Origin of the sequence: Roseomonas aerilata DSM 19363, assembly GCF_000711725.1 — a bacterium.
In the GTDB taxonomy this organism is placed as follows: Bacteria; Pseudomonadota; Alphaproteobacteria; order Acetobacterales; family Acetobacteraceae; genus Roseomonas; species Roseomonas aerilata.
On record NZ_JONP01000011.1, the window covers coordinates 163,902 to 190,644 of the forward strand.

The window sequence follows — 26,743 nt, forward strand, 5'->3', positions numbered from 1 at the left end:
CCCGACCGTATTTCCAGCCCGCCGCGCCGCCTCACCCGCGGCCCAGCACCACCCGCAGCTTTTGCGCAAGCTCGTCCCGCCGGTAGGGCTTGTTCAGAACGTCCATGTCGTCGGCGATCGGCTTGTTCGCCAGCGGCTCCCCTACATAGCCGGACGTGAGGAGCACCTTCAGCTCAGGCCGCAGCCGACGCGCTTCCACCGCCAACTGCGCGCCATTCATGCCCCCTGGCATCACCACATCCGAGAACATGATGTCGATCCGCGCCGGCCCGTGGATATGCTCCAGCGCCTCTCGCGCGTTGTGGGCGACGATCACGTTGTAGCGCAGTTCCTCCAGGCTCTCGACGGCCATGGCGAGCACCTGCTCGTCGTCCTCTACCAGCAGCACCGTCTCCCCGCTCGCCGCCGGGCGCAGCGGCACCTTGCCCGGTGCTGTCGCCGGCTCCTCGGCCGGCGCGTCGAAGGAGGGCGGGAAGTAGAGCCGCACGCTCGTGCCGTGGCCGACCGCGGAATCGATGGCCACATCGCCGCCGGCGCTGCGCGCGAAGCCATAGACCTGGCTCAGCCCGAGACCCGATCCCTTACCCACCTCCTTCGTCGTGAAGAAGGGCTCGAAGGCGCGCAGCAGCGTCGGCGCGTCGATTCCCGTGCCGGTATCCGTCACCGTAACCATGACATAGGCGCCGGGCGCGATGCCGCGCTCGTTGGTGGCGCGCGTGTCCCGGTGCACGTTGCGGCTCGACACCGTCACCTCGCCGCCTTCGGGCATCGCGTCCCGCGCGTTCACCACGAGGTTGAGCACGGCCGATTCGAACTGCGCGGGATCGACGCGGATCGGGTCCACCGCGGGGTCGAGGTCGAAGCGCAACGTCACCGCCTCTCCCACCGCGCGCCGGGCAAGGCCCGCGAATTCCAGCAGCAGCCGGTTCGGGTTCAGCGTCTGCGGCCGCAGCATCTGCCGGCGGGAGAAGGCCAGGAGCTGCTGCGTCAGCTGCTCCCCGCGCCGCGCCGCGGTCATCGCGGCGGTGGCCAGCCGGGTCACGCGCTCGGTCTGCTCCGGGCGCCGCAGCACCATGTCCAGCCCGCCGACGATAACGGTCAGCAGGTTGTTGAAGTCGTGCGCGACCCCGCCCGTCAGCTGCCCGATCGCCTCCATCTTCTGCGCCTGGTGCAGCGCATCCTCGGTCACGCGGCGGTCGGTGGTATCCATGACCACGCCGGCCATGCGCACCGCGCGCCCCGTCGCGTCGTAGCCGGCGCGGCCCTTGGCGGTGATCCAGCGCACGGCGCCGTCAGGCCGGCGGATGCGGCACTCGATGTCCAGAACGCCCGTCTCGGCCGCGCGCGCGAAGGCTGCGGCGGCCTCCTCGCGCTCCTCCTCAAGCACGTGCTCCAGGAAGGTCGCGCGGCCCCAGGCGGGCAGCATCGTCGCGTAGCCGAAGATGCGGTCGTGCTGCGGCGTCCGGCGGGAGGTATCCGTGACGAGGTCGAGGTCCCAGGATCCCATGCCCGCGGAATCAAGCGCGAACTCGAGAGCGACCCGCGTCTTCTGCAGTTCCTGGGCACGCTCGCTCACGCGCTGCTCCAGCGTCTCGTTCAGCAGGCGGAGCTCCCGCTCGCGCCGCTCGCGCTCCTGCAGCAGGTCCCGCGTCTCGTATTGGCGGCGCCGCACGCGAAGGCAGGCGCGCGCGGCGCTCGCCAGCGTCTCCGCGTTCACCGGCCGCTCCAGCAGCACGACGTTGCCGAGGCGCTCCAGCACGCGGGTCGCGGCATCGGAACGACGTCCGATCTGGCGCGTCGCGAGCACGATGAAGGGGATGTCCGACCAGGAGGGCTGGGCCTCGCAGAGCGCGAGCAGCGGCTCGAGCGCGGGCCCGGCGAGCGCCTCCTCCGTCACCAAGGCGCTTCCCACCTTGCCTTGCAGGCGCTCATGCAGGTCCGGAAGGTCGTCGCAGAGCTGAACGGTAATGCCGGCGCGCTGCATCACCCCTTCAATGACCCGGCCGTCCCGCCCTCGCGGCGCCAGAACGAGTATGCGCTCGGCCATGGGCGATCAGGCCCCGTCCACCCGGGGAAGCCTGTCCTTCAGCATGGAGACGCCACCCTTGTAGGAGGGCAGGCCGGTCAGCACGCCCTCGAAATCCGTCAGCGCCTCGCCGACCTGCAGCCCGCCAGCACTCAACTTCAGCTCGCGGATCGTCCGCTCATGCGCGTTGCTGCGCGTCTTAACAACGGAGATCGCGGTTCGAACCTGCCCCGCCGCCTCGAAGAAGCGGAAGAAGAGGATGCTGTCGCTGAGATAGCTGAGGTCGACATCGGCGCGCACGTCTCCCACCAGCCCGTGATGGCCGAGGACGAGCATCGTCTTGACCCCGCGCTGGCCGAGATAGCTCAGCAGCTCGTGCATCTGCAGGAGAAGGTAGTTCTCCCCGGGCATCGACTGCATGTAGGCGTTGAGGCTGTCGATGACGATGAAGCTGCATCCCCCCTCCTCCACTGCGGCGCGCACACGGCAGGCGAACTCGCCGGGGGAAAGCTCGGCCGGGTCGATCTGGCGGAGCGTCAGCCGCCCCGACTCGACATGGGGGCGAAGGTCCATCCCCAGTGCCGCGCTGCGGGAGAGGAAGGTGCCCAGGCCCTCGTCGAAAAGGTAGTAGGTCGCGCGCTCCCCGCGCTCGAGGGCAGCCATCACGCAGTGCGCCGCCGTCGTGGACTTGCCCACGCCGGAAGGGCCGCTGAGAAGGATGTTCGTGCCGGGCACCAGCCCGCCGCCGAGAAGGGTGTCGAGGTCGGCGTTGCCGCTCGATGCGGGGGCGGACGTGAAGCTGCCGTGGTGCTCGGCTGCGACCAGCCGCGGGAAGACGGTCAGCCCCCCGGTGTCGAGCACGAAGTCGTGGAAGCCGCCACGGAACTTGATGCCGCGCATCTTCACCACGCGCAGCCGCCGCCGCTCCGCGCCGTAGTTGCGGGGCACCTGCTCAAGCGAGATCACGCCGTGGGCGATGCTGTGCAGTTGCAGGTCCGTGGGATCGGCCGTGCGGTCGTCCAGCATGAGCACCGTGCAGCGGCGGCTGGAGAAGAAGCCCTTCAGCGCCAGGATCTGGCGGCGGTAGCGAAGCGGGCTCTGGGCCAGCAGCCGCATCTCGGAGAGGCTGTCGAACACCACGCGGGCGGGGCGCAGGTCCTCCACCCGCTGCATCACCTCCCGCGTCGTTTCACCCAACTCCACCTCGGAGGGGTGCAGCACCGTCTGCTCGCTCTCCGGATCGAGGCCGAGGTCGCCGGCCAGCTCGAAGAGGGAAAGGCCGTCCAGCGACCAGCCATGCGCCTCAGCCACCGCGCGCAGCTCTTCGGCGGTCTCCGAGAGGGTGATATAGAGCCCCGCCTCCCCCTTCGCCGCGCCCTCCAGCAGGAACTGCAGCGAGAGCGTGGTCTTCCCCGTCCCCGGCGTTCCCTCCACGAGGTAGAGGCGGTCCCGCGTCAATCCCCCGCCGAGGATGTCGTCCAGGCCCGCAATCCCCGTAGAAGCGCGATTCGGATCGACAGGCGGCACAGTCTCAAAGGAGCGGGTCACGGGCGCGGAGGCCTCCTCTTCTGCCGGGCGCGGCGAGGTGGGGAGCAGGGGGCGGATTTCATCAACAAATGCAAATCACGTGTGGGTCTTAACGGAACCGTTTTAAACGGGCTCGCAAAGAATTTTGTCCCCATTAGCGAGTGCCGAAGCGCAGTTGCGTCGTCGAGCGGAACACCTCCCCCGGCCGCAGCACGGTGGAGGGGAAGGCCGGCCGGTTCGGGCTATCCGGGAAGTGCTGGGTCTCCAGCGCCACGCCGTCGCCGCTCCGGTAGAGGCGCCCGCCGGGTCCCGCCAGCGTCCCATCCAGCAGATTTCCGCTGTAGAACTGCAGGCCCGGCTGGTCCGTCAGCACCTCCAGCACCCGCCCGCTGCCGGGGTCGCGCAGGCGCGCGGCGGGCCGCACCCCGGCGCCGGGCACGCCGCGCAGCACCCAGTTGTGGTCGTAGCCCTGCCCGATCCGGAGCTGCGGGTGGTCGGCGCGGATGCGGGCGCCGATCGGCACGGGGGTGCGGAAATCGAAGGGCGTGCCCTCCACCGGCAGGATCTCGCCCGTGGGGATCACCGTCTCGTCCACCGGGGTGAAGCCGTCCGCGGCGATCTCCAGCTCGTGACCGAGGGCGGTGCCCGACCCCTCTCCCGCCAGGTTCCAGTAGCTGTGGTTGGTCAGGTTCACGACCGTCGGCGCGTCCGTTTCCGCGGCGTAGTCGATGCGCAGCGTGTCCGCCCCCTCCAGCGTGTAGGAGACGCGCACGGTCAGCGTGCCCGGATAGCCCTCCTCCCCGTCCGGGCTGACCAGGGAAAGGTCCAGCCGGCGGGGATCGGCGGCGGCGACATCCCAGATCCGCTTGTCGAAGCCGCGCCCCCCGCCATGCAGGCTGTTCGGCCCGTCATTGGTAGCGAGGCGGTGCTCGCGCCCATCTAGCGTGAAGCGCCCCCGTGCGATGCGATTGGCATAGCGGCCGATGAGGGCGCCGAAATAGGGCCCCTGCGCCGCGTAGTCGGCCGGCGCGGGCAGGCCGAGCGCGACATTGGCGAAGCGTCCCTCGCGGTCCGGCACCTCCAGCCGCTCGATGACGCCGCCGAGTGTGAGGATGGTGGCGCGAAGGCCGGGCGCCTCCAGAAGGTGGCGTTGCGCCCGGGCTGGATCATTGGCTGGCATGGGACCTCCTGGCATCGGCCGTAGAAGGAAGGTCCGGCAGGGCGCGGCGTTGCACGGGCGCCGCGCCCTGCCGTCAGGGCAGCCAGACCTCGATCGTGCCCGGGCGCGGCCGCGGGCGGTAGGAGGAGAAGTCCTGCACCCGCGCCTCGACGCCCGAGGAGGCGAGAAGGCCAGCGACCGTCTCCGCGCTGCCCGCATCCGCCGGGAGGAAGTGGCGCACCACGGCGAAGCTCGGCCCCCTTCCGCCTCGGCGGACCTGAAGGTCCGGGTAGCGCGCGGTCAGCCCGGCCAGGAGGCGCTCCGACCTTTCCTGTGGGGTGGCGGAGAGAAAGTGGACAATCACCCGCGCCGGCGGCCCTCTGGGCGCTTCAGTCCGGGCCGGCGCCTCGGCAGGGGCAGGGGGCGCTGGAGGCGCGAGGAACCCCTGGTTCAAGGGTGGCACCGGTGGGATGGCCACGGGCGCGGAAGGCTCGGCGGCGGGCGCCGCATTCCCCTCCGCCGCGGCCGGGGGCGGCGTTGAAGAAGCGGGCTCGGTGGGCACTGCTGGCGCCGCGCTGGTGGCCGGCGGGGGCCCGGAGAGGTCCGGCCGCGGCGCGGCTGGCTCCGGCGCCGCGACTGGCTCTGGCGTTGCCACTGGCGCGGGCGCAGGCGCCACTGTTGGCGCGGGTGGGGCGGGCGCAGGCGCGGGCGGCACCGTCGCGGCTGACGGCTCGGGCGCCACGGCGGCCGGGGCTGTCCTCGTGGCCGTCGAGCTTCCGCTATCGCTGCGCAGGGCGACCATGATGCGGTCCAGGTCGGTTCTCTCCGCCAGCCAGGCGCGGGCCGGCGCCAACCGCGCCAGCGGACTGCCAGGCGGGGCGTCCTTCGATCGTTCCACCGCCACCGCCGCCCCGACCAGGATCAGCAGGGCCACGATGGCGAGCACCCAACCGCCACCCCGCCGCCTCCGGGCAGGGGAAACGGCGGGGGCGGGCTCCGCGAGGACCGGTTCCGCCGCCGCTGGGGACACCGGCCGGACGGGCGGTGCGTCGCTTCCCGAAGAGGGCTTCGCGGCGTTCGTCGGGGGCTCGATCCTGCCGGGAGCCGGCGCGACGAGGCGCGCCTCCGCGACGGGCTGCGGAGGGATGGCGATCTCGTCGGCCGTCGCCGGCACCGTCTCGGTCGGCGGGGTAACGGGGGCCGTGAACGTCGCATCCGCCGCCACCTCGGGCAGGGGGCTGCCGGCTGGAGCATCGCCCGAGGGCGGAGCAGCTGCGGGCACCACCGGCGCGGTGGGCGGCGGTGCGGCAGGTGGAAGGGGGCGGAGACCGTCCACCCACTCCGCCGCCGCATCCACCAGGTGCGGCCGCGTGGGCGGCGCGCCCTCCTCCGGTCGGGGACGCGGGGTGGGCGGCTCTGCCGGGTCCGGCGGGGGCGCGGTCCGGGTGGCCGGCGCGATCCCCGCGGCGTGGCGCGTCGCCTCCACCACATGATGGGCCAGGACCTCCGGCGATCCCTCGAGCGAGGCGGCGAAGGCGGCGGCCTTCGTGAGCACGTTCACCAGCCGCGGCACGCCGCCGGAGCGCCGGGCGATCTCCTCCACCGCCTCGGCCGCGAAGAGGTCGGGCGGGTAGCCGGCAGCGGCGAGGCGGGCCGCGACGAAGCCGGGCAACTCCGCGCGGGACACGGGGCCGAGCGTCACGGCAACGGCCGGCCGGCCCAGCGCCTCCAGCCGGCGCAGAAGGGGCGGCAGGCCGACGAGGATCCGAGGAGGAAGATGGGCGGCCTGCCCGACACCGAGCAGCGGGGCGATCTGGTCGTCGCCGCTGCGGTCAGCCTCGTCGAGCAGCACGGTGGACGCGGCCAGCGCGGCGTCCCCCGCCTCCGCCCGATAGGTCAGCAGGTCATGGGTGGTGCGCAGCAGAAGGACGCCGTCCTGCCGCCCGCGCAGGATCTCCGCGAGTTGCCCAAGCAGCAGCGTCTTGCCTGTCCCGGCCGCGCCGACCAACGCGACCACCGGCGCCCCGCGCTCCAGGGCCTCCAGCACCCGGCGGCGCGCCTCCTCCAGGGCCGCGTGCGGCACGGCCTGTCGCGACGCCTCGATCGCCGGAAGGGGCGCCGCGGTGGGTGGCAGCCCCGGCTCGGACTCTGCGTCGGTCGTGTGCTGCAAACGGCCTCCTCACCTCAGCGGCAGGGGCAGACATAACCCGGATCGGCCCGATTCTGATGGCTCCGGCCCCCTATGGCGATGAGTTGAAGAGGGCGCTGCCCCGGCGCGCCATCCGCCTGGCCCGGGTGCGTGCGCTGGATGGTCGTCCCCACCGCACCGTCTCTGCCTCAGGGGCGCGAGCCGCGGACACCGTCCAAGCCCTTTGGCACACACCTTGCTCAGCTTCACCTCAAGGGCTGGTCAGCCCAGGGAATGCGGGGACGGATGCACGGCGCCAGCGTCGAACTTGTTCAGGTCAGCAAGCGCTACGGCCCCGCCGTGGCGGTGGACGCGATCAATCTGAGGATCCCCGAAGGCGCCTATTGCTGCCTTCTCGGCCCTTCCGGCTGCGGCAAGACCACGACCCTGCGGATGATCGCGGGGCATGAGATCGTCACCGACGGCGACGTGCTGATCGGCCCGCGCGAGGTCGGCCACCTGCCGCCCGCGGCCCGCGGCACGGCCATGATGTTCCAGTCCTACGCCCTGTTCCCGCACCTCAACCTCCTCGACAACGTCGCCTTCGGGCCGCGCATGCGGGGCGTGGACAAGGCCGCCCGACAGAAGAAGGCGCGGGAGATGCTCGCCCTGGTGCGGATGGAAGCCCTGGCGCACCGCCTGCCCGCGCAGCTCTCGGGCGGACAGCAGCAGCGGGTGGCGCTCGCCCGCGCACTGGTCACCGAGCCCTCGGTCCTGCTGCTGGACGAGCCGCTGAGCGCGCTCGATCCCTTCCTGCGCATCCAGGTTCGCGCCGAGCTGAAGCGGCTGCAGTCGGAGCTGGGCATCACCTTCATCCACGTCACCCACAGCCAGGAGGAGGCCATGGCCCTCTCGGACCTCGTGGTGGTGATGAACAACGGGCGGATCGAGCAGGCGGGAACACCGCGCGAGGTCTTCTCTCGGCCCGACACCGCCTTCGTCGCCCGCTTCATCGGCGGGCACAACGTGATCGTCCTGCCTGGCGGCAAGGCCATGGCGGTGCGGGTGGACCGGATGCGCCTCCTGCCGGAAGCCTCGCCGACGACGCCCCTCTCGCTCGGCGCGCGGGTGGAGACGGTGGAGTACCAGGGCTCCTTCGTGCAGCTCCGCCTGCGGCCGCTGGATCCTGCCCTCGGCACCACGGAGCTCTTCGCCGTGGTGCCGGACGACGCCTTCGCCGCCCGCCCCTTCGCGGTGGGCGATGCCGTGACCGCGCGCTGGGAGGCGGGCGACGCCCATCCCCTGCGCGACGCGCAACCGCCGGCCCTCGTGCCGGCCCTGGAGGAACCCACCCCATGACCGAGACCCCCTTCCGGAGCGCGCGGCCCGGCCGCCGCGACCTGCTGCGCGCGACCGCCGGCCTGGCCCTCGCCGGCGCGGCCACGAAGCTCGCCGCCCCCGCCGTGCACGCGCAGGAGCCGGTAACGCTGCGCTATCTCGGCACCGCCGTGAACCAGAGCGCCGAGATCGCCGCCAAGGCGAAGCAGGACCTCGGCATCACCATCGAGTACATCCCCGTCACCACCGACGACGTAATCCGCCGCGCCGTGACGCAGCCCAACACCTTCGACCTGCTGGACATGGAGTACTTCTCCGTCAAGCGCGTGCTGCCCTCCGGCAACCTGCAGGGCATCGAGGCGCGGCGGATCAAGCTGTTCGACAAGATCACGCCGGTCTTCACGCGCGGCGTGACGGCGGGCGGCAAGACGCTGGGCGAGCAGGGCACGGCGCCGAAGAAGGTGCAGTTCATCACCGGCCGCGGCAGCAAGGATCTCGCCCCCTCTCCCACCGAGTGGATGACGCTGATCCCCACCACCTACAACGCGGACACGCTGGGCATCCGCCCCGACCTGATCGGCCGCCCGATCGACAGCTGGGCCGAGCTGCTGAACCCGCAGTTCAAGGGCAAGGCTTCCATCCTCAACATCCCCTCCATCGGCATCATGGACGCAGCCATGGTGATGGAGGCGACTGGCGCCTATAAGTACCCGGACAAGGGCAACATGACGCGGGCCGAGATCGACCGCACCATGGCCATGCTGACCGAAGCCAAGAGGGCCGGCCAGTTCCGCGCCTTCTGGTCCGAGTTCAACGAGAGCGTGAACCTGATGGCCTCCGGCGAGACGGTCATCCAGTCCATGTGGTCGCCCGCCGTGACGAAGGTGCGCAGCCAGGGCGTGCAGTGCATCTACCAGCCGCTGAAGGAGGGCTACCGCGCCTGGGCCACGGGCTTCGGCATGCCGCGCACGCTGGACGGCCGCAAGCTCGACGCTGCCTATGAATTCATCAACTGGTTCCTCTCCGGCTGGGCTGGCGCCTTCCTCAACCGCCAGGGCTACTACTCCGCCGTGCTGGAAACCGCGCAGGCCAATATGGAGCCCTACGAGTGGGCCTACTGGATGGAGGGCAAGCCGGCCGCGCAGGACATCAAGGCGCCGGACGGCTCCCTGCTGGAGAAGGCCGGCACCGTGCGTGACGGCGGCTCCTACGAGGACCGCATGGGCCGCGTGGCCTGCTGGAACGCCGTCATGGACGAGAACACCTATCTCATCCGCAAGTGGAATGAGTTCATTGCCTCCTGAGTCGCGGGTATGATGGACGGCATGGCGCGCGTGTCCGATACCACTGGGAAAGACGCGCGCGCCATGCGGCGCGGCCGGGGGACCGCCTACTGGCAGGCGGCGCCCTTTGCCCTTCTGTTCCTCGTCTTCTTCATCGTGCCACTGGTGCTCACCGTCGCCGTCTCCTTCTGGCGCTTCGACGACTACGTGCTGTCGCCCGACCTCAACCTCGATGCCTACCGCGAGGTCTTCGAGGGCTGCATCGACAAGCTGCCCTCGCTCTGCGTCACCTTCGCGACCTATCTCTCCACGCTTCGCTTCGCATTGATGGCCTGGGCAGCAACCCTCGTGCTCGGCTTCGGCATCGCCTATTTCCTCGCCTTCCACGTTCGCAGCGTGCCGGTGCAGATGGCGCTGTTCCTTCTCTGCACGGTACCCTTCTGGACCTCCAACATCATCCGCATGGTCGCCTGGGTGCCGCTGCTCGGGCGGAACGGGCTGGTGAACCAGGGGCTGCAGGCGGTGGGGCTCACGACGGGACCGCTTGACTGGCTGCTCTACTCGCAATTTTCCGTCGTGCTCGCCTTCGTGCACCTCTACACGCTGTTCATGATGGTGCCGATCTTCAACTCCATGGCGCGGATCGACCGCTCCCTCATCGAGGCCGCGCGCGATGCCGGGGCCTCGGGCTGGCAGACGCTGTGGAACGTGGTCATCCCGCTCTGCAAGCCCGGCATCGTCATCGGCTCCATCTTCGTGCTGACCATCGTGATGGGCGATTTCGTGACCGTCGGCATCATGGGCGGGCAGCAGATCGCCTCCATCGGCAAGGTGATCCAGGTGCAGATGAGCTACCTGCAATTTCCGATCGCCGCCGCCAATGCCGTGGTGCTGCTCGGCATCGTGCTGCTGATGATCTGGGCCCTGACCAGGCTGGTCGATATTCGGCGGGAGCTATGATGAACCGCGACGGCGAGCGCCGCCCCGCCGCCTTCTGGTGGCTGGCCGCGCTGTTCACCCTTTTCGTGCTGTTCCTCTACGGGCCGATCCTCGCGATCATCGTGCTCAGCTTCCAGGGACCGTCCGGCGGGCTCACCTTCCCGATGAACGGGGTCTCAACCTACTGGTTCTCCAAGCTGTGGCAGGGCGTGGGCGTGGTGGACATCTGGGCGGCCTTCGGGCGCTCGCTTCGCCTCGGCGCGGTCGTGATGCTGCTGACCGTGCTACTCGCACTGCCAGCCGGCCTGGCCTTCCGCAAGCGCTTCATCGGCCAGGGGGCGCTGTTCTACGTCGCGGTCGCGAGCCTCATCGTGCCCTCCATCGTCGTCAGCCTCGGCATCGGGCTCGAGTTCCGCATCATCGACGACATGATGAAGTCGTTGGCCGAAAGCACGGGCTGGGGCTTCCTGCAGGGCTACGAGACCTCGTCAGGCCTCTACAGCTCGGCCCTCGGCGCGCACCTGACCTGGACGCTGCCCTTCGGCCTGCTCATCCTCTTCGCGGTCTTCAACCGCTTCAACCCCGCCTACGAGGAAGCCGCGCGCGACCTCGGCGCGACGCCATGGCGCACGCTGCGCCACGTGGTGCTGCCGATCATCGCGCCCTCCCTCGTCGGCGTCGCGCTCTTCGGCTTCACCCTCTCCTGGGACGAGGTGGCGCGCACCAGTCAGGCGATCGGCGGCCGCAACACGCTGCCGCTGGAACTCCAGGGCCTGACCACCACGGTGACGACGCCGGAGATCTACGCGCTCGGCACCGTCACCACGGGGCTGTCGCTCGCGGTGATCGGAATTGCGCTCAGTTGTGTGGTGATCCTGCGGCGCCGGCGGGCCGCCGCCTCGCGCTGACCGGCTGGCGCCTGCGGCCCTGGAGAGGGCCCTGCCCTCTCCAAACCTCACCCGCCAAAGGCCTGAGGCCCTTGGATCCCCATCTGGCTATCGCGGAGCCGTCCTGAACGTGCCGTCGCCTCGGGTCCACAACCCGAGGCGCACCGGCCGCAAAGCCCTTTGGACAGATAGAAGAAGATGATGGTGAGGGGTCCGGGGAGAGGAAGAATTCCTTCTTCCTCTCCCCGGAGTCACCGGCGCCACCAGACCAGCACAAGCGCAGCTGCTATCACCCCTCGGGCCTCCGCCCGTGCCAGGCGTCGTCCAGCAGCGCGCGGATGGCGGTCCGCTCGACTGGACGCGGGTTCCAATAGGGGTTGGCGGTCGCGAGGTCGGCCGCGCGGTCCAGCCCGTCCTCCGGCATGCCGAGATCGCGCAGCGCGACGGGTGCGCCGAGGGATTGGGCGAGATCGAACAACCCGGTCGCCGCCTCCCCGGCACCGAGCGCGCGGGCGATGCGCGCCATGGCCTCGGGCGCCGCGGGCGCGTTGAAGGCGGTGGCGTGCGGCAGCACCACCGTGTGCGTCTGCGCGTGCGGCAGGTCGAAGGAGCCGCCGAGCGTATGGCAGAGCTTGTGGTGCAGCGACATGCCGACGGTGCCGAGGCAGACGCCGCAGGCCCATGCGCCGAACAGCGCGTCCGAGCGCGCCTCGCGATCGCCCGGGTCCTTCACGATGCGCGGCAAGGCGCGGGCGAGAGCCGCAATCCCCTGCTCCGCCATGGCCGAGGTGACGGGGTTGCCGTCGCGGGCGTAGAGCGCCTCCACCGAATGGGCGATGGCGTTCATGCCGGAGGTGGCGGAGAGAGCAGGCGGCAAGCTGAGCGTCAGCTCCACGTCGTACAGGATGACCTCAGGCAGCACCTTCATCGTGCGCTGCGTGGTCTTCCGCCCGCCCTCGGTCTCACCCAGGATCGGCGTCGCCTCCGACCCGGCATAGGTGGTGGGGATGGCGATCTGCGGCAGGTCGGTCCGCAGCGCGATCGCCTTGCCCAGCCCGGTGGTGGAACCACCGCCGATGGCGACGGTACAGTCGGCGCCGGCCTCGCGCAGCGCCGCCATGGCGCGCTCCGTCACCTCGACCGGCGTGTGCATGGCGGCCCCCGCGAAGACCCCGGCGGAGAGCGGGCCGAGGCGGGCGGACAGGGCCTCCGCCATGTCGCGCTGCTCGGGGGTGGAGAGCACGAGGGCGCGCTTGCATCCGAGGGCCTGCACCTCCTCCCCCGTGCGGGCGAGGGTGCCCGTGCCGAAGATCACGCGCGCGGGCAGCGCCTCGTAGGTGAAGGCTTCCATCCTGATCGTTCCCCCCAGGCCTCGTCCGGGCAGCCACCGTCCGGCCGCCCCGCCGCATCCAGGCGCGGCGCGGGATCATCGCCCCGCACCCGCCCGGCCGCCAAGGGGCCGGGCCTGGGCGCGGGCGCCCTTCCGCGACAGAATGCGCGCGTTCCAGGCGACGGCGAGGCCGCTTCCATGACCCTCCTCCTTCCCCGGCGCGGCCTGCTGCGGGCCGGGATGGCCATGCCGGGCCTGGCGCTGCTCGGCCACCTCCCCGCGCGGGCGGATGAGTACCCCTTCGCCCTCGGCGTCGCCTCGGGCGAGCCCGGCTCCGATTCGGTGATTCTCTGGACCCGCCTGGCCACGCGCTGGCAGGGCGGCGGCATAACGCCCGCGCCCGTGCCGGTGGACTGGGTGGTGGCACGGGACGAGGGGCTACGCGACGTGGTCCGCCGCGGCCGCGCGATGGCTGTGGCGGAGGACGCGCATTCCGTTCACGTCGAGGTCACCGGCCTCGATCCGGACCGCCCCTACTGGTACCGCTTCACCGCGCTCGGCGCCGAGAGCGGCACGGCCCGTACGCGCACCGCGCCCCGGCCCGGCACCATGCCCGCGCACCTTCGCTTCGCCGTGGCCTCCTGCCAGCAATACGAGCAGGGCTATTACGGCGCCTATCGCCACATGCTGGCGGAGAACCCGGACCTCGTCGTCTTCCTCGGCGACTACATCTACGAGGCTTCTTGGGGCCGCAACCTCGTGCGCAGCCACGAGGGGCCGAGCGCTCGGGACCTGGAGGGCTACCGGGACCGCTACGCCCTCTACAAGACCGACCCCGACCTTCAGGCGATGCACCGCGCCTGCCCCTGGCTCGTCACCTGGGACGACCACGAGGTGAGCAACGACTACGCCGCCGACCGCGGCGAGATGGAGGAGGGCGCGGGTTTCCTCGCTCGCCGTGCCGCCGCCTACAAGGCCTTCTGGGAGCACATGCCGCTCCCCCTCTCCGCCCGTCCGGAGGGGGCGAGCGCGCGGATCTACCGCCGCGTGGGCTTCGGCGACCTCGCGGGGTTCCACATCCTCGACGACCGGCAGTACCGCGCCTACCAGGCCTGCCAGCGGCCGGGGCGGGGCGGTGGCGGCTACGTCTCGCGGGAGGCCTGCGCCGAGTTGGACGACCCCGCACGCTCCATGCTCGGCTCGGCGCAGGAGACTTGGCTGCGCGAGGGGCTGCACGGCGCGAGGGCGCGCTGGACGGTCCTCGCGCAGCAGACGCGGATGGCCCGCCTCGGCACGATGCGCACCCCCGTCACCTACTGGACCGACGGGTGGGACGGCTACCCCGCCGCCCGCGCCCGCCTGCTGGGGGACCTCGCGGCCAGCCGCGCGCCGAACCCGCTGGTCATCGGCGGCGACATCCACGCGCATCTCGTGGCGGAGCTGCGCCCCGACTTCGACCGGCCGGAGACGCCGCCCGTGGCCGTGGAGTTCACGGGAACCTCCATCACCAGCCAGGGCGGCCGCTACCGCGAGAGCTACCCGGCAGACCCGCATATCGCCTACGCCAATGGCAGCGCGCGAGGCTACCTCATGATGACCCTCACCCCGGCAGCGGCCACCTCGGAGCTACGCGCCATCGACGACGTCCGGGACCGCGACACGGGCCTCTCGACGCAGCGCCGCTTCGTCCTGGAGGCCGGACGCCCGGCCCTCCTGCCGGGGTAGACCCTAACCCAGCTCCGACATCCCCGGCGGGCTGGGTGGAATCGCCTTCGCCGCCATCACTGCCCGCAGCACGGCCGCTGCCATCACCTGCGGCACGATGGCGGCGAGGGTCATCATGTTCCCCGGCAGCCCGCTCCTGCCCGTGGAAAGCGCGAAGACCGTGTCGCCGTCCGACATGGTGTGGGAGGGGTCGATGGTGCGGGCGAAGCCATCATGCGCGGCGCCCGCGAGGCGCTGGCACTGGGCCTTGGTTAGCGCGGCATCGGTCGCCACCACGCCAATCGTGGTCGCCATGCCCGCCTGCATGGGCGGCGGAAGCTCGCCGCGCAGCAGGGCGGCGGTCGTGCCGAAGGGCCGGCGGCCTTCCGGGTCGCGCGCCCCAGCCAGGACCCGTCCCGTGCCGGGCTCGATCACGTCGCCCACCGCGTTCACCGCGACGATGGCCCCTACCGTGATCGCGCCCACCTTCAGCGAGGCGGTGCCGATGCCGCCCTTCATGGCGCGCGCCATGCCGAAGAGCTTCCCCACGGTCGCGCCCGTGCCGGCGCCGACGCTTCCCTCCGCCGGCGCCTCGGCGCGCACGGCCTCGCAGGCGGCGTAGCCGGCGGCGGCGTCGGGACGGATGCGGGGGTCCCCCACCGAGAGGTCGAACAGGACGGCGGCGGGCACGATCGGCACCAGCGCCGGTCCGGCGGGATAGCCAGTGCCATGCTCCTCCAACCAGCGCGTCACGCCGGTCGCCGCCTCGAGCCCGAAGGCGGAGCCACCGGCGAGAAGGATGGCATGGACCTTCTCCACGAGGTTGGCGGGGTCAAGCAGGTCGGTCTCGCGCGTGCCGGGCGCCGCGCCGCGCACGTCCACCCCAGCCGTCGCCCCCTCCTCCGCGATGATGACGGTGCAGCCGGTCGGGCGGCGGCGTTCGGTGAAATGCCCAACCCGGATGCCCGGTACCTCGGTGATCGCGCCACCCATCGGGATGCGTTGGGCGTGCTGGATCATGGCGGCTCCCGTGGCGCCCTATACGGCTCGGCCCAGGCTGCCGGAGGCGTTACCGCGCGCCCGGTCAGGGTCGGTCGCCCGAAGGACGAATTCCTCGATCTTCGGCGCGTAGTCGCGCCAGAGACCCGCCAGCTCCGCGATCGGCGCCGCCGCGCGGTCCACGCGAAGGTCGGCCAGGGCGAAGTCGTGCCCGCCATGCACCTCCAGCACGGCGGAGAGGACCGGCCCGTGCTCGCCGCCCGCCGCCTCCCCGGCGGCGAGCGCCGCGAGCAGCCGGTCGCCAAGCGGCGCCTCCGGCTCCGCCTCGAAGGCGCACCGCATGGCCTCGGGCACCCCCTCGCTCGAGAGGATGTTGCCGATGGTCACGCAATCCCGCCCCTGGGCTGCCGCCCGCGCGGGCTTCACGCGGGCGCCGTGGTGATGAGCCGTCCGCCCCTCCGCGTCCAGCGCCGCAAGCTGACGCCACTCCGCATGGGCGGTGGAGGCGACCAGCGCCGCCACCGTCTCCGCCGCCGTGCAACCGCTCCGCAGCAGGGCCAGGCCGCGTGGGCCGAGGCGCGGGTCCGTCCGGTGCTGCGTCAGCACCGCCCCTACCCCGCCCGCGATGTGCTGGATGCGCGCCCCTACCCCGATATCCGACGTGGCGCCGGCCGCGCCGATCTGACCGGTCCGGGCGCAGCGGCCGAGGAGCGAGAAGGTCATGGCCCGGATCCTGGAAGCGTGTCCGGCGGGTGTCCATCCCGCTCGTTACGCGCCCAGGTGGTGGGTTCGCGCTTGCCTTCACCCGAGGCCCGTGACCAATGGATCACAAAATCGGGAGCAACCAAGTCACCCATGCCGCGTGCCGCCCGGCCCGCCGTCCTCCTGCTCGCCCTGCTGGCCGCCCCTCTGGTTGCCCCTCTGGTTACCCCTCTGGCCCTTCCCACGGCAGCCCGGGCGGAGGAGGTGCCGGCCACCGGAAGCGACTTCGGCGGGGCCGGCCTCATCGAGATGCGCAACGCTCGCTTCCGCGAGGACGGAACCCTGGAGGCTGGCGCCACGATCCGCCACCAGCGGCGCTTCTTCTTCGCCAACTTCCAGGCCCTGCCCTTCCTGGAGACCACCTTCCGCCTGACCGAGCGCCTGAACGCCACCACCGGCCGCGGCACGACCACCGACCGCTCCTTCGACCTCAAGCTGCGCCTGCTGGAGGAAGGGGCCTGGACCCCCGCCGTGGCGGTCGGCCTGCAGGACCTCATCGGCACCGGCCTCTACGGCGGGGAATACGTGGTCGCCTCCCGCCGCTGGGGTCCGGTGGATTTCACGCTCGGCCTCGGCTTCGGGCGGCTGGGCACGCGGGGCGACGTGACCAACCCGCTGACCGAGATCTCCGAATCCTTCCGCGTGCGTCCCCGCAGCATCGGGCGCGGCGGCACGCTGCGGCTGGACTTTTTCCGTGGCGAGAACACGGCCCTCTTCGGCGGCGTGGAGTACAGCCTGCCCCGCTTCGACACGCCCTGGGGCGAGGTGGACGGGCTGCGCGCCAAGGTCGAGTGGTCCGGCGACGCGCTGCGGGACGAGCGCGGCGGCTATCCCGTGCGGCGCGGCCCGCTGCGGGGCCTGGCCGAGAGCCCCGTGAACCTCGGCCTGCAGTGGTCGGGCGAGTACGTGGATGCCGCCCTCTCCTTCGTGCACGGGACGGACCTGATGGCCCGCATCTCGCTGCGGATGGACCCGGCGAACCCGCCCGCCGCCACGCCGCTGCGCCCCCTGCCGGCCATGCCCGCGCGCGCCGCCCAGCGGCACGAGAACGGGGGCGACGAGGACGGCCGCGCCACGGCCGCCTTCGCCGCCCTGCGCGCCGCGGGCTTCCGCCCCCTCGCCTATGAGGAACGGGGGGTAGAAGCGCGGATCGCGGTGTCGGAGGGGGATTTCCGCACCCTGCCCCAGGTCGCCTCCCGCGTGCTGCGCGCGGTCAACGGCATCCTTCCGCCAGAGGTCGAGGCGATCCGCCTCTCCTGGTGGCAGGCCGGGATCGAGACGGGCTCGCTGATGGTGCCGCGCCGTGCCGTGGAGAACGCGCCGCCGCGCGCCGGCCTCGGCAGCCCGGAGGAGGCCTGGTCGGCCACCACCCTCTTTCCCGCCGAGGGTGCCCCATGGCCCGAGGCCTATGCCGAGCCCGGACCGCAATTCGACTGGGTGCTGGAACCCCGCCTGAACCTGCAGCTCGGCGATCCCAGCCGCACGCTGCGCTACCAGGGTGCGGCCGCCGCGGGCGCGCGGGTGGAATGGGGCGCCTACAGCCTCTCGGGCGCGGTCCAGCAGGCGGTCTTCGGCAATCTCGACCGCGGCCTACCCTCGGACAGCAAGCTGCCACATGTGCGCAGCGACTACGCGCTCTATGCGCGGGACGGAAAGACCTCGATCCCCGGCCTCTACGCCGAAGGGATCTGGAACCTGGCGCCGGACGTCTTCGCCCGCGCCAGCGCCGGGCTGCTGGAGCCAATGTTCGGCGGCGTCTCGTCCGAGGTGCTCTGGCGCCCGGTGAACCGGGGCTTCGCGCTGGGCCTCGACCTCAACCTCGTGCAGCAGCGCGCGACCGACGGCCTCTTCGGCTTCCGCCGCTACGGCGTGGCGACGGGGCACGTCTCGCTCTACGCCGACCTGCCCTTCTGGAACCTCTACGGCATCCTGCGCGCCGGCCGCTACCTCGCGGGCGACTGGGGCGCGACGATCGAGATGGGCCGGCGCTTCGACAGCGGCGTGGAGGTCGGCGGCTTCGCTACCTTCACCAACGTGCCCTTCTCCCGCTTCGGAGAGGGCTCCTTCGACAAGGGCATCTACGTGCGCGTGCCGCTCTCGCTCTTCGGCACGAACTCGCGCGGCAACGGCACGGCGGTGTTCCGGCCGGTGCAGCGCGACGGCGGGCAGCGGCTGGCCGTGGACAATCCGCTCTGGGCCATCACGCCAAGACTTTTCAGCTACTTGGAAAAGCAACTGCGGAAAGTTCAGAGAACCTTGGAAACGCTGTGTTCCGGTTTGGTTCCGACGCTTAGAGTCCGTCCGTCAGCGATTCTCGGACGAGCGCATGAGCTACGAGCACCTCTACAAACCCGAACCCTGCTCTGCTTGGCCGGCCCACGAGCTGCGCGCCGTCGGGATCGCCTACCGGGAAGCGGCCGGGGATGGACTGAGCTGGCAGCCCTGCCTCGATCGAGCGATCGCCGCCTACGTCGCCGCCGGCGGGCGGGAGCAGGGCGCCGCGCGAGCGGTCCAAGACATGATCGCGTCCCTCTCGCGCGAGCAGGGTGATTGGCTCTGGGGACCAGCGCAGGCCTTCCGCGGCCGCCAGCGGCCGGAGCTCGAGCAGGGTGACCCATTCCTGCAGCCGGGAGACCTGGCGTGACCGGCGACGGCTGGCGCGAGGCTGACGCGGCCGACGTTGCCCAGGCGGTCCACTACGCCTTGCGGTTCGACCTGACGGGCAAGCCGCATGGGAAGCGGAAGCAGGAAGACGCTCGGAGGCTCGCGGAGCACGTGGTCGCCCACCTGCTGCGGGCGAATTACCGGATCCAACAGGGTCCGCCGGCACCGCGGCACAGCACCAGCGACATCGCTCGCAACCCCTGCGGTTTGCCGGATGGGGCTTGATCTATCAGGAGTACTCGCTGCGCTGCAGGAGCTGCGGGCGGCGTCCTGCCGGAGTAGCCTTAGTAGACCGGCCTGACCGGGTGACGGGCGGATTTGGCAGAGGCAAGGGCGCGACGATCAAGCCACTGCTGGGCGCCGGCGGGTAGCGGCCTCCGCCTTACACAGTCAGACAAAGGCTAACCTGCATCCTCAATCCGCCCACTCATGAATTTAAGCATTCCATCCTCAAGTAGCAGATCTGCCTCTTCTTTCCTCAGGCCTCCTATCAGGCACTGCGGTCCCCACAAGGCAAGTGGATGCTGATCATCGTGAGTATCACACTCGCAGCGGTGCGCTACGGGCTCGCCAAACTGCTCAGCAAGAGCAAGTCCGGCTTCAGTTCTGCAGTTCGCTCGAGCGTGTTTGTCTTCAAGGAAGATCTCCAACTCCACGTCGACGTGAGCCTCCACGTCACCTTCTGGTGCGTGAGTAATTCGTATTGCAAATCCTTCGCCGCTCGTGGGCAGGGCGCAGAAGGGTGCAGTTCGGAACCCGCAGTAGTAGCGGCGCTTACGGCCTGGCGGCGGATTCTTTTTTCTCTCATTTTGGACTGCTGCAATATTGCAGCCAATCTGGTGTACGTCCGCAGCCCTCGGAGCGAACGATCGCAGAACGGCAGACTCATGATAGGTACCGTCCGCTCGTGAGGCACCAAACTGCCATAGATGGCTATTTACGTGGATGTTCTCGTTGAAAGCGCGATCATATATGATGCAACGCGAAATTTCATCTCCTTCCTCAATCGACACCGGCATAGTCAACCCATTTCGAGTAATTTAAACGAATGGAGCGCGAGGGAATTCGATTTTCTAATTGTCTTTCGATCGCGCCTAACAACGAAACCGACATGGCCATCAGTCACTGTCAAGGCACAAGTCGTGTCTTGAAGCGACCAGATCATCACCACAGCATCCCCGCCATGCCAGCTAAGCTCTGGTGGCGCGAGCTGCAGTTGTTTTGCATCTGCCAGAAGAGATCTAGCTGTATCGATAGCGCCTTGCTCGATGGGCTCATCTTCGTCGGTGCTGGCGAGCGAGATCAGCTGCTCATCTACTCTGCTGTAGTAGTCCAGCGTTGTTGAACTCAGACTTCCGGACGAGTTCCGCAAGGCTACGGTGGGAAGACTGCTGGGCTGAGATGAGTTCATGCCAATGTAAAGAAGCGGCCTGGGCGTAAGCTCGGCACTTGCACTTCTAAGCAGCATAATCCTATGCGTCTGCATGTTTGATACAATGGATGCGGCACGTTCCGCACCCGCCAATTTTATGCGCGACGGAAGCTGCACATCACCTTCAAACGGGGCAGAAGCTTCTGTTGAGGCTGCGCTATTACCGCTGAACGTGAGGGTATTGGTTGGCACAAGTGGTATTATGCTCATGCTTGGAGCCTCGCAAAGCCTTCTTCGTAAATAGCCAGCGCTTCCACACGAAGTTCTTCAATAAGAGCAGGCACCAAGTCAGATGAAAGCCGCGCTTCTGGAGCGGAGTTGACGTCTATTTTAACGTTTACGATCGGCGTGAACTTCATGTTTGCCATGGGTATCTGCATTAATTGCCCAGGCATCATCGGTGTCGTCATCATGCCGATCTGTGCGTGAGCCCACGAACACAACCGGTTCATGCCTATTTCTGACGCAACACCGAACGCGCGCCGCACATTAAACTGCAATGTTACGTCAGTAGCGTCAGGAGGAATTCCGACCCCCGGAAGAAGCTCCATCAGCGATGTACTTTCCATCCCACCCTCAATGGACTTGGATAGATCAAGCACCAATGCAATTCGTACCGGCGCGACTCTGTCTGCAGTCACCCTTAGAAACCCGGCGGCGCGAGTGACTGCGGCTTGAACATCAGCAATCCTGGGGGGACCTGCATCATCGGCGCTTGGAACCTTCCCAAGGAAAATATCGATGCGGCCCACCTGGGAGGTTATCATAATATTATGTCCATCCCGGGCACCTGCAGCATTCGATGCCAGCGAAGGTGTTGAACCAGTTGCCCGCTGGAAACTGTCCGGCGCATCTCCAGGAAACAGCGCCTCCCAAAGTTGCAGGGCGGTCCGCTGCTGCTGTCCAGGCGCCATGAATGCCACAGCTTGAACGCTGTCGGCCTGCAGATCCATCTTAGTTCCTCGCGTGACTCAATTCGTGCAGCAGGTGCTCGCAGGCATGATTGGACGGGGTCGCCGCATGATGCAACGGGCACCAGACGAGCGGCTTCAATCATCTCTGAATCGTGTCCGGAACGATCCAAGGTCGCGAGCGGCTAAATTGAGGATCTGGCGGAACTCTGTGCCGAAGAGGTACGCCGGAGGAACAACAAGGGAGAGCGGCCAGCCAGTCATGGCGAGAAGCGCCACTGGCCAGCCGCATCCGGGAGAGGCCTAGCCAGCCTCCCCTGTCCTCTTGTTGACGTATGGTCGAGGCAGCCGGCCTGTGTCGAGCCAGGCATCGATCGTGTGCATGGCCTGCAGTGCTGAACTGGCCACCAGCCAGTGGCCATCCTCACAACCAGGTAAGTCAGGATGATGGAAACGGTACGTTGTGCAGCCCTTGGACGCGTGGATGGCGGCGCTCCGGTACTCGTAACAGGGCCCACCCAGGGAGCCCTGGTCGGCCAGGAGAACGAGCTCCCCAGGCTCCGAGGGCGTTGCGACTACTGCAGGGTCACAGGGTGACAAGGTGTCGCTTGCATCATCTGCCATCATCGCAGCTGCAGCTTTCCGCAAGGCACCACGCTGACCATCCTCCGCAAGCGCAAGCTTCCTTGCCGTAAAGCCGACCGTTCGACGAGGGTGATCGAGTGAGCGGTCGGGAGAGGTCTAGCCACTCTCCCCCGCCCCCCTATTCACGTATGGAGCGGGCAGCCGGCCCGTGTCGACCCAGCTATCCACCAGCCGCACGATCATGTCGATGTTGCCCAGGCCCGACCATCCGCCACCGGGAAAGCTGAGCAGGCTGAAGCTGAACACAGTGCCCTTCTCATTCGAGCCGATGCGCGCGCCGCGATACTCGTAGGTCGGGCCGCCCGCGCTTCCGATCGGGACGATGATGCGGGGCGGGCGATGGGACTTCTGATCGGTCATGCCTGCTCGCGGTGAGGGTGGGGCGGCGTCGCCTTTTCTTACGGAATACCCGTTGCGGTTGCAGAAGGCTACAGCAAGCGTCTGGTGGGAAAGGGTTCCTCAGGATGGCCCGCCCCTTGCCACTCCATCCCCAGCGGTCGCGATCGGGCCTCCGCGGGAGAAACTTCCATGCAGTTCATCAAGGCGGCGACTGCCGCTGCGGCCCTGTGCCTGGGCATCCTCGCCGCGCCGGCAGCCCAGGCCGACGTGATCTATCGCTTCCAGCAAGTTGGGCCCGCGACCGGGAATGACTTTCCGTCGGTTGCCCTCCTGCGCATCTTCGGCGAGATCGTCGTGACCGACGCGGCCGCGCAGAACGGTTTCTCGATCTCGTTCTTCAACTCCGCCAACAACACGCTTGACCGCTCTTCAATCAGCGGGCTCGTCGGGCTGAATGTTAACAATCCTGGCGGTTTCGATACCGTGACGCTTCCCAGCTTTCAGCTTCAGCGCCCGACACCCGTTCAGTACAATTGGGGCTTTGATCTAACAGGCGGTGCTGGAAACGGCCTGTTGGGACGGCTCTTCTTCAGCACCGGCGCCGAGGATCTGTTTCTCACCTTTAGCGGGACAACCTTCACCGGCAGGTTTGGTGACGAGACTTATGGATGCGGCAACTTGGCGTGCAATCTGAGTGGCACCGTCACCACTGCCGTCCCCGAGCCCGCCTCCATGGCGCTGTTCGGTGCCGGGCTGCTCGGGCTGGCAGCGGTGCGGCGGAAGCGCGCGGTCTGAAACGGCAAACCCCCGCCCTGAAGGGGGGGCGGGGGCCAGTCGGATCGGAATGGCGTAGCATAGCGGCGCCACACCACTAACGGTTGTATCTTAACCTAGGTTGCAGCCTTAGCGACTAGGCCAAGTAGGGCGCCCGCATTGGAAGCTGCCAGTGCGGGCCGTCCTTGAACGAGATCCAGTCCCCGCCCCATTCAATCGGCACGCCCTCGGCTTTGGCGGCCGCCTTCACCCGCTCCGCCAGGGGATAGTAGTGGGTCCAGTCCCAAGTGACCGAACCGCCCACCACCGGCGCGAGATCGACGGCATGCCCGGTGAGGTGGCGGGACTTCATCGTCTGGGACTTGCCACTACTGACCATCATTGCTTGGCGCTCCTTCGAGCGGAGCCCCTCGATGATCCGGAAGGCAGCCCCGTCCCACCGAGCCCGCAGCACGACCCGCACCAGGCCAGGATGAACGCCGACGAGCAGCAGCTCGTCTTTTTGCACAATGAGCGCCGGCGAGGGTTTGGCAGGCTCCGGCTTTGCTGCGGGCGGCTTGGGCGGCGCGGCCGGGTGCACGTCCACGGTGATGTCCGGCTCTCCCTCCTCCCAGGTGGCGACAGAGCTGCCGTCCTTGCCCGTCAGCCAGCGCAAGAAACCCCTCATGACTGCCGCCCGCCGAGCGCACGGTTTATCTCCTCCGCCGACCGCTCGGCCATGGGCTGGCGAGCTGCGGCCTCGATATTTCCAGTGCCGGTCACGCTGACCATCGCCGGTGCGGTTCCAGCAGCCGGCCCTCGCTCATCCTTCACCGCGCTGCCGCGGCTCGAGCCGATCCAGTACGTCGCCGCTGCAATGGTGAGGGTCTTCACCGTCTCCCGGATATCCACGTCGACGTAGAGCCGCCCGAGCACGATGGCGGCGAAGAGGCCTAGCAGGATGAGGGTGACCACCGCGGCGCCCCAGGACAGGACCGAGTTCTGCGCTGCCAGTGCGACTGTCTGCCGGCGAGCGTCGGCCATTCCGGCGAGCTCCGCCTTCATGACTTCCAACCGCGCCTGGTCGGCCGCAGCCCCGCGCTGAGCCGCGATCTCAGCTAGGCGCACCGCCACTGCCGTCACCTGCTGAGGGTCGGCCAGGGCAGCGCGCACGTGGGCCTCGTCGGTTCCCCCGAGAACCGCGCCGGCCACGGAGGTCAAAGCGGCCTCCGCCTGCTCGCCACCGATGCTCGCGACTAGGCGGCCGACGATCGGCGCCAGCAAGGGCGCAAGCGTCGGCAGCAATACCAGGAGTGGCATCTTGCTTCCTTCCAGGTTGTGGGGTGCCGGGGTGCCGCCCGGCGGCGGTGAGCGCGCGCAGCCGTGATCCGACAAAGCAAGCGAGAGCAGGGCCAGAGGAGTAGGATTACGCGCAGCCCCGGGTGCTGTTATGGGCGCAAGGTGCCGGGGTCAGGCCGGGCGGGAGCTAGCCCATGGGCGTCCGCCCGGCTGCTCCTGCCTCATCCATCGGCCCTGATGAGGGCGAAATTGGCGCCGAGGGGAGCTGACGTGGTGAAGGTCGCCACCACGCCAGCTCAGGCCACGAGAACGCTGAAGGGCTTCCAGAGGCGAATTTAGTGCTGGCCCTCTCGGTCCGCATATAAGGTCATGGGCCCAATGAATGGCGGATTAACCAAGGAACGCAGGCGCGGGAATACCCGCCCCCGTTTGCATCTCAGTGGGGCTACTCGGCCGGGTGCCTCGGGATGGGCGCCTCGAGGTCCTCGGGAAGGTCGAGCGAGACCTTCCACGGCGGTGGGTCGATCCCCTTAGAGCGCGCCAGGTCGTCGGCCGCCTGCCGAGCGTTGCCAGCATGGTGCTTCATGCGCCAGGCCGCACCCTTCCAGTACCGGGCGAGATCCCAGCCGCGGTCGCGGTCACGCTTGGTCTCCGCGTGCGCGTCCTCCTCCGCTCGGCGGGCTGCACGCTCGCGCTCGAGATCGGTGCGCATCTCGGCGCGCCACTTGCGGTCGTCATCCACCTCGTCGCGGTCTTCCTGCCGCCCTTCACCACGAGCGTCGGCGCGGCTCTTCATCCAGCGGTCCAGCAGCCCGAGCAGCACACCGCTGGTGATCAGGCCGCCAAACCATGTCGCGACCTGGATGAGCACGCCCGTGAGGTTTGGCACGTCACCAGTCACGGACATGCCTCGCCACGACCAGCAGGTTCATCATCGCGAGCTGCACCGAAAAGCCGACGAGCAGCGGTGAGTAGGGATAGATCGGCCAGACAAAGCAGCCCATGAACGCCACCCAGAGCAGCATCAGGCCGGCGGCAGCGAAGCGGATGAAACGGTTGCCGAGGTACAGGCCGATGAATTGCGCAAGCGCCCCAGCAATGGTGGCAGCGGCCCACCACCAGTCTGGGAGGGCATCCGTCAGTAGCTCAAGACTCGACCAAGCCTCGGGCCCCTTGCCGCCGACGAAGAACGAGGCCCCATAGGCGGCCACACCCACGGCGGATCCGAACTCAGCGTAGCTCGGTGGATCTCGGAAGAGGCTGAACAGCCGCCAGCCAAAGGTGGTGAGCGGCCGGCGGATGAGCATGAGCGGCGCCATGGTCAGATCCTCTCAGGCAAGAGGCCGCGAGCAATGTGCGAGCGCCAGGCGGCAGCGCAGTGACCGTCCCGCAGCCCAAAGCCATCGACTGCCCAGCGACGGAACTCCGCGCCCCGCTTACCCCTCAGGACGAGCTGCCAGGACCAGGCCGAGAAGGTGACGGTGCGCGGCCCGCCGGTGAGAGCGTTCAGCAGGCAGGACGCTCCGCTGCCCGTCTCCTCGGCGTAGGTGGCCCGGTTGCAGGCGAGGATAAACGGCAGCACCACCGCCCCGAACAGATGGACCTGGTATGAAGCGCACCCTCCTGGCGACGGCCTTCCTCGCCTGCATCCCCGCCGCGAACTACCTCATTAGCAATGTGGGTACGGTCTGCGTGCCAGCCGGGCCGTGCCTGATCCCAGTGTTCCCGGGCGTCATGGCGCCCTCCGGGGTGCTGTTGATTGGCGCCGCCCTGGCGCTGAGGGACGCGCTGCAGGAGGTTGCCGGTCGCCGCATAGTCCTCGGCTGCATCGTGGCCGGCGCAGTCCTGTCGCTGGGTCTGTCCCCTGCCCTCGCTGCCGCCTCGGCCGCGGCCTTCCTGCTCTCGGAACTGCTGGACTTCGCCGTATATGACCGGCTGCGGGCGCGGTCGCTGCCCTGGGCGGTGCTGGCCTCAGGACTGGCCGGCGCTCTGGCTGACAGCCTGCTCTTCAGCGCCCTCGCGTTCGGCTCGGTTAAATGGGCGCCGGGGCTGGTGCTCGCCAAGCTCTACGCCTCAGCCGCGTTCGCCGCCTGGCTGGCGGTGCGTCGCCGCAGCATTCCCACCTAAACCCATGGCTCGAAGTACCGGCTTTCCCTTCATGTCAGTCGCTCACCCGACGACTAGAATCAGAAAGCTTCAGGAACCTGAACATTCGAAGAAGTGGCGCCCACCATCGAGGCCGAATTGATACACTTACCCCAGCGCCTAGAAGCGTCGGTGATGGAAGAGGCCTCCACCCAGGTAAGTGGTCCAGCAAACGGCCTCGTTGCGATACAAGCACAGTCTCGCGCTGAGGAAGTAGGGTGCCGGTCACGAACGTCGCGCGTTCTGTAACGTAATCATCAAGGTTGATCGGCATCTTTAGTGGTTCGACAAAAGGCCGCAGCGACGCCACTGGAAAATCGTCGCCCGGCCACCTCATCTCTTTAGTCTGCTCGCAAGTACCCAGCCAGGCAACACGCCCGTCACCGGTTACCAAAACTACTTTCATGCAAGCTCCCATCACTGCGCCATCGAGTTGTGGGCAGGTGCGGCGCCGAGTGGATTATCAGTGCGCC

The 26,743-nt window shown here is 68.9% G+C and carries 25 protein-coding genes; 10 read left to right on the top strand and 15 right to left on the bottom strand.

Features of this window, described 5'->3' with window-relative positions:
- Nucleotides 1-31: 31 nt before the first annotated feature.
- From BO39_RS14755 to BO39_RS29970, 4 genes are all read right to left on the bottom strand, one after another.
- Entirely contained in the window at nucleotides 32-2,047 is a 2,016-nt protein-coding gene (locus tag BO39_RS14755) for a hybrid sensor histidine kinase/response regulator (RefSeq protein ID WP_043834562.1), read from the bottom strand.
- A gap of 6 nt (nucleotides 2,048-2,053) precedes the next feature.
- Nucleotides 2,054-3,574, bottom strand: a complete 1,521-nt coding sequence (locus tag BO39_RS14760) for an ATPase domain-containing protein (protein ID WP_052402109.1) — start codon at nucleotides 3,572-3,574, stop codon at nucleotides 2,054-2,056.
- A gap of 133 nt (nucleotides 3,575-3,707) precedes the next feature.
- Nucleotides 3,708-4,733 carry an aldose epimerase family protein gene (locus BO39_RS14765; RefSeq protein WP_245615172.1) on the bottom strand — a complete coding sequence of 342 codons (1,026 nt, stop codon included), beginning with the start codon at nucleotides 4,731-4,733 and terminating at the stop codon, nucleotides 3,708-3,710.
- A 73-nt stretch (nucleotides 4,734-4,806) separates the two neighbouring features.
- Complete coding sequence (locus BO39_RS29970; RefSeq protein ID WP_052402111.1) at nucleotides 4,807-6,882, bottom strand: ATP-binding protein; 2,076 nt, start codon at nucleotides 6,880-6,882, stop codon at nucleotides 4,807-4,809.
- Nucleotides 6,883-7,146: 264 nt separating this feature from the next.
- On the opposite strand from BO39_RS29970, the gene BO39_RS14780 reads away from it, so the two are divergent.
- Genes BO39_RS14780 through BO39_RS14795 form a run of 4 tightly spaced genes read left to right on the top strand, consistent with a single transcriptional unit; the run spans nucleotide 7,147 to nucleotide 11,308 of the window.
- The gene (locus tag BO39_RS14780) at nucleotides 7,147-8,199 is read left to right on the top strand and encodes an ABC transporter ATP-binding protein (protein ID WP_043834566.1); all 1,053 of its coding nucleotides are present in this window, start codon (nucleotides 7,147-7,149) and stop codon (nucleotides 8,197-8,199) included.
- Entirely contained in the window at nucleotides 8,196-9,482 is a 1,287-nt protein-coding gene (locus BO39_RS14785) for an ABC transporter substrate-binding protein (protein WP_043834568.1), read from the top strand. The genes BO39_RS14780 and BO39_RS14785 overlap by 4 nt, the downstream gene beginning before the upstream one ends.
- A 30-nt stretch (nucleotides 9,483-9,512) precedes the next feature.
- Nucleotides 9,513-10,421 (top strand): ABC transporter permease, encoded by a 909-nt coding sequence (locus BO39_RS14790; RefSeq protein ID WP_342666325.1) that lies wholly within the window; start codon nucleotides 9,513-9,515, stop codon nucleotides 10,419-10,421.
- Complete coding sequence (locus tag BO39_RS14795; protein WP_420493640.1) at nucleotides 10,418-11,308, top strand: ABC transporter permease; 891 nt, start codon at nucleotides 10,418-10,420, stop codon at nucleotides 11,306-11,308. The genes BO39_RS14790 and BO39_RS14795 overlap by 4 nt, the downstream gene beginning before the upstream one ends.
- A 268-nt stretch (nucleotides 11,309-11,576) precedes the next feature.
- Here BO39_RS14795 and BO39_RS14800 read toward each other — a convergent pair whose 3' ends face one another.
- Nucleotides 11,577-12,638 carry a maleylacetate reductase gene (locus BO39_RS14800; RefSeq protein WP_043834572.1) on the bottom strand — a complete coding sequence of 354 codons (1,062 nt, stop codon included), beginning with the start codon at nucleotides 12,636-12,638 and terminating at the stop codon, nucleotides 11,577-11,579.
- 177 nt (nucleotides 12,639-12,815) lie between these two features.
- Between BO39_RS14800 and BO39_RS14805 the strand changes: the two genes are divergently transcribed.
- The gene (locus tag BO39_RS14805; RefSeq protein WP_052402112.1) at nucleotides 12,816-14,342 is read left to right on the top strand and encodes an alkaline phosphatase D family protein; all 1,527 of its coding nucleotides are present in this window, start codon (nucleotides 12,816-12,818) and stop codon (nucleotides 14,340-14,342) included.
- A gap of 3 nt (nucleotides 14,343-14,345) precedes the next feature.
- Here the strand turns inward: BO39_RS14805 and BO39_RS14810 are convergent, their stop codons facing one another.
- A complete protein-coding gene (locus tag BO39_RS14810) occupies nucleotides 14,346-15,341 on the bottom strand; it encodes a P1 family peptidase (RefSeq protein ID WP_043834574.1) in 996 nt (331 codons plus the stop codon).
- Nucleotides 15,342-15,359: 18 nt separating this feature from the next.
- Nucleotides 15,360-16,043 carry a DUF1028 domain-containing protein gene (locus BO39_RS14815; RefSeq protein WP_043834576.1) on the bottom strand — a complete coding sequence of 228 codons (684 nt, stop codon included), beginning with the start codon at nucleotides 16,041-16,043 and terminating at the stop codon, nucleotides 15,360-15,362.
- A 132-nt stretch (nucleotides 16,044-16,175) separates the two neighbouring features.
- Between BO39_RS14815 and BO39_RS14820 the strand changes: the two genes are divergently transcribed.
- The 3 genes from BO39_RS14820 to BO39_RS32615 all read left to right on the top strand — a co-directional run bounded on the left by BO39_RS14820 (nucleotide 16,176) and on the right by BO39_RS32615 (nucleotide 19,657).
- A complete protein-coding gene (locus BO39_RS14820; protein ID WP_084698124.1) occupies nucleotides 16,176-18,632 on the top strand; it encodes a YjbH domain-containing protein in 2,457 nt (818 codons plus the stop codon).
- Nucleotides 18,633-18,722: 90 nt separating this feature from the next.
- Nucleotides 18,723-18,971 (top strand): hypothetical protein, encoded by a 249-nt coding sequence (locus BO39_RS14825; protein WP_043834579.1) that lies wholly within the window; start codon nucleotides 18,723-18,725, stop codon nucleotides 18,969-18,971.
- A gap of 296 nt (nucleotides 18,972-19,267) precedes the next feature.
- Nucleotides 19,268-19,657 (top strand): hypothetical protein, encoded by a 390-nt coding sequence (locus tag BO39_RS32615; RefSeq protein WP_156963690.1) that lies wholly within the window; start codon nucleotides 19,268-19,270, stop codon nucleotides 19,655-19,657.
- 110 nt (nucleotides 19,658-19,767) lie between these two features.
- On the opposite strand, the gene BO39_RS32620 is transcribed toward BO39_RS32615, so the two are convergent.
- The 3 genes from BO39_RS32620 to BO39_RS14830 all read right to left on the bottom strand — a co-directional run bounded on the left by BO39_RS32620 (nucleotide 19,768) and on the right by BO39_RS14830 (nucleotide 22,094).
- Nucleotides 19,768-20,370: a hypothetical protein gene (locus BO39_RS32620; protein WP_156963691.1), complete on the bottom strand. Its 603-nt coding sequence runs from the start codon at nucleotides 20,368-20,370 to the stop codon at nucleotides 19,768-19,770.
- Between the two features lie 14 nt (nucleotides 20,371-20,384).
- Entirely contained in the window at nucleotides 20,385-21,131 is a 747-nt protein-coding gene (locus BO39_RS32625; protein ID WP_156963692.1) for a hypothetical protein, read from the bottom strand.
- Nucleotides 21,132-21,830: 699 nt separating this feature from the next.
- Complete coding sequence (locus BO39_RS14830) at nucleotides 21,831-22,094, bottom strand: hypothetical protein (protein ID WP_043834581.1); 264 nt, start codon at nucleotides 22,092-22,094, stop codon at nucleotides 21,831-21,833.
- 168 nt (nucleotides 22,095-22,262) lie between these two features.
- On the opposite strand from BO39_RS14830, the gene BO39_RS29975 reads away from it, so the two are divergent.
- The gene (locus BO39_RS29975; protein WP_052402113.1) at nucleotides 22,263-22,868 is read left to right on the top strand and encodes a PEP-CTERM sorting domain-containing protein; all 606 of its coding nucleotides are present in this window, start codon (nucleotides 22,263-22,265) and stop codon (nucleotides 22,866-22,868) included.
- A 115-nt stretch (nucleotides 22,869-22,983) separates the two neighbouring features.
- Here the strand turns inward: BO39_RS29975 and BO39_RS14840 are convergent, their stop codons facing one another.
- The 5 genes from BO39_RS14840 to BO39_RS14860 all read right to left on the bottom strand — a co-directional run bounded on the left by BO39_RS14840 (nucleotide 22,984) and on the right by BO39_RS14860 (nucleotide 25,707).
- On the bottom strand, nucleotides 22,984-23,514 hold the full coding sequence (locus BO39_RS14840) for a M15 family metallopeptidase (RefSeq protein ID WP_084698125.1): 531 nt from the start codon (nucleotides 23,512-23,514) through the stop codon (nucleotides 22,984-22,986).
- Nucleotides 23,511-24,146, bottom strand: a complete 636-nt coding sequence (locus BO39_RS14845; protein WP_043834583.1) for a hypothetical protein — start codon at nucleotides 24,144-24,146, stop codon at nucleotides 23,511-23,513. The genes BO39_RS14840 and BO39_RS14845 overlap by 4 nt, the downstream gene beginning before the upstream one ends.
- A gap of 424 nt (nucleotides 24,147-24,570) precedes the next feature.
- Complete coding sequence (locus tag BO39_RS14850) at nucleotides 24,571-25,032, bottom strand: hypothetical protein (RefSeq protein WP_043834585.1); 462 nt, start codon at nucleotides 25,030-25,032, stop codon at nucleotides 24,571-24,573.
- Nucleotides 25,016-25,444: a hypothetical protein gene (locus tag BO39_RS14855; RefSeq protein WP_043834587.1), complete on the bottom strand. Its 429-nt coding sequence runs from the start codon at nucleotides 25,442-25,444 to the stop codon at nucleotides 25,016-25,018. Before BO39_RS14855 ends, BO39_RS14850 begins: the two co-directional genes overlap by 17 nt.
- Before the next feature lie 2 nt (nucleotides 25,445-25,446).
- Complete coding sequence (locus tag BO39_RS14860) at nucleotides 25,447-25,707, bottom strand: hypothetical protein (RefSeq protein ID WP_156963693.1); 261 nt, start codon at nucleotides 25,705-25,707, stop codon at nucleotides 25,447-25,449.
- Between the two features lie 26 nt (nucleotides 25,708-25,733).
- On the opposite strand from BO39_RS14860, the gene BO39_RS14865 reads away from it, so the two are divergent.
- Nucleotides 25,734-26,252 (top strand): VUT family protein, encoded by a 519-nt coding sequence (locus BO39_RS14865; RefSeq protein WP_043834592.1) that lies wholly within the window; start codon nucleotides 25,734-25,736, stop codon nucleotides 26,250-26,252.
- Nucleotides 26,253-26,743 lie beyond the last annotated feature (491 nt).

What these genes read in the sequence shown, in the direction of transcription:
- BO39_RS14755 (WP_043834562.1), bottom strand. Translation starts at nt 2,047, where the DNA reads ATGGCCGAGCGCATACTCGTTCTGGCGCCGCGAGGGCGGGACGGCCGG.
- BO39_RS14765 (WP_245615172.1), bottom strand. Translation starts at nt 4,733, where the DNA reads ATGCCAGCCAATGATCCAGCCCGGGCGCAACGCCACCTTCTGGAGGCG.
- BO39_RS14780 (WP_043834566.1), top strand. Translation starts at nt 7,147, where the DNA reads ATGCACGGCGCCAGCGTCGAACTTGTTCAGGTCAGCAAGCGCTACGGC.
- BO39_RS14785 (WP_043834568.1), top strand. Translation starts at nt 8,196, where the DNA reads ATGACCGAGACCCCCTTCCGGAGCGCGCGGCCCGGCCGCCGCGACCTG.
- BO39_RS14795 (WP_420493640.1), top strand. Translation starts at nt 10,418, where the DNA reads ATGATGAACCGCGACGGCGAGCGCCGCCCCGCCGCCTTCTGGTGGCTG.
- BO39_RS14800 (WP_043834572.1), bottom strand. Translation starts at nt 12,638, where the DNA reads ATGGAAGCCTTCACCTACGAGGCGCTGCCCGCGCGCGTGATCTTCGGC.
- BO39_RS14805 (WP_052402112.1), top strand. Translation starts at nt 12,816, where the DNA reads ATGACCCTCCTCCTTCCCCGGCGCGGCCTGCTGCGGGCCGGGATGGCC.
- BO39_RS14810 (WP_043834574.1), bottom strand. Translation starts at nt 15,341, where the DNA reads ATGATCCAGCACGCCCAACGCATCCCGATGGGTGGCGCGATCACCGAG.
- BO39_RS14815 (WP_043834576.1), bottom strand. Translation starts at nt 16,043, where the DNA reads ATGACCTTCTCGCTCCTCGGCCGCTGCGCCCGGACCGGTCAGATCGGC.
- BO39_RS14820 (WP_084698124.1), top strand. Translation starts at nt 16,176, where the DNA reads ATGCCGCGTGCCGCCCGGCCCGCCGTCCTCCTGCTCGCCCTGCTGGCC.
- BO39_RS32615 (WP_156963690.1), top strand. Translation starts at nt 19,268, where the DNA reads ATGCTGATCATCGTGAGTATCACACTCGCAGCGGTGCGCTACGGGCTC.
- BO39_RS32625 (WP_156963692.1), bottom strand. Translation starts at nt 21,131, where the DNA reads ATGGATCTGCAGGCCGACAGCGTTCAAGCTGTGGCATTCATGGCGCCT.
- BO39_RS14830 (WP_043834581.1), bottom strand. Translation starts at nt 22,094, where the DNA reads ATGACCGATCAGAAGTCCCATCGCCCGCCCCGCATCATCGTCCCGATC.
- BO39_RS29975 (WP_052402113.1), top strand. Translation starts at nt 22,263, where the DNA reads ATGCAGTTCATCAAGGCGGCGACTGCCGCTGCGGCCCTGTGCCTGGGC.
- BO39_RS14840 (WP_084698125.1), bottom strand. Translation starts at nt 23,514, where the DNA reads ATGAGGGGTTTCTTGCGCTGGCTGACGGGCAAGGACGGCAGCTCTGTC.
- BO39_RS14845 (WP_043834583.1), bottom strand. Translation starts at nt 24,146, where the DNA reads ATGCCACTCCTGGTATTGCTGCCGACGCTTGCGCCCTTGCTGGCGCCG.
- BO39_RS14850 (WP_043834585.1), bottom strand. Translation starts at nt 25,032, where the DNA reads ATGTCCGTGACTGGTGACGTGCCAAACCTCACGGGCGTGCTCATCCAG.
- BO39_RS14855 (WP_043834587.1), bottom strand. Translation starts at nt 25,444, where the DNA reads ATGGCGCCGCTCATGCTCATCCGCCGGCCGCTCACCACCTTTGGCTGG.
- BO39_RS14865 (WP_043834592.1), top strand. Translation starts at nt 25,734, where the DNA reads ATGAAGCGCACCCTCCTGGCGACGGCCTTCCTCGCCTGCATCCCCGCC.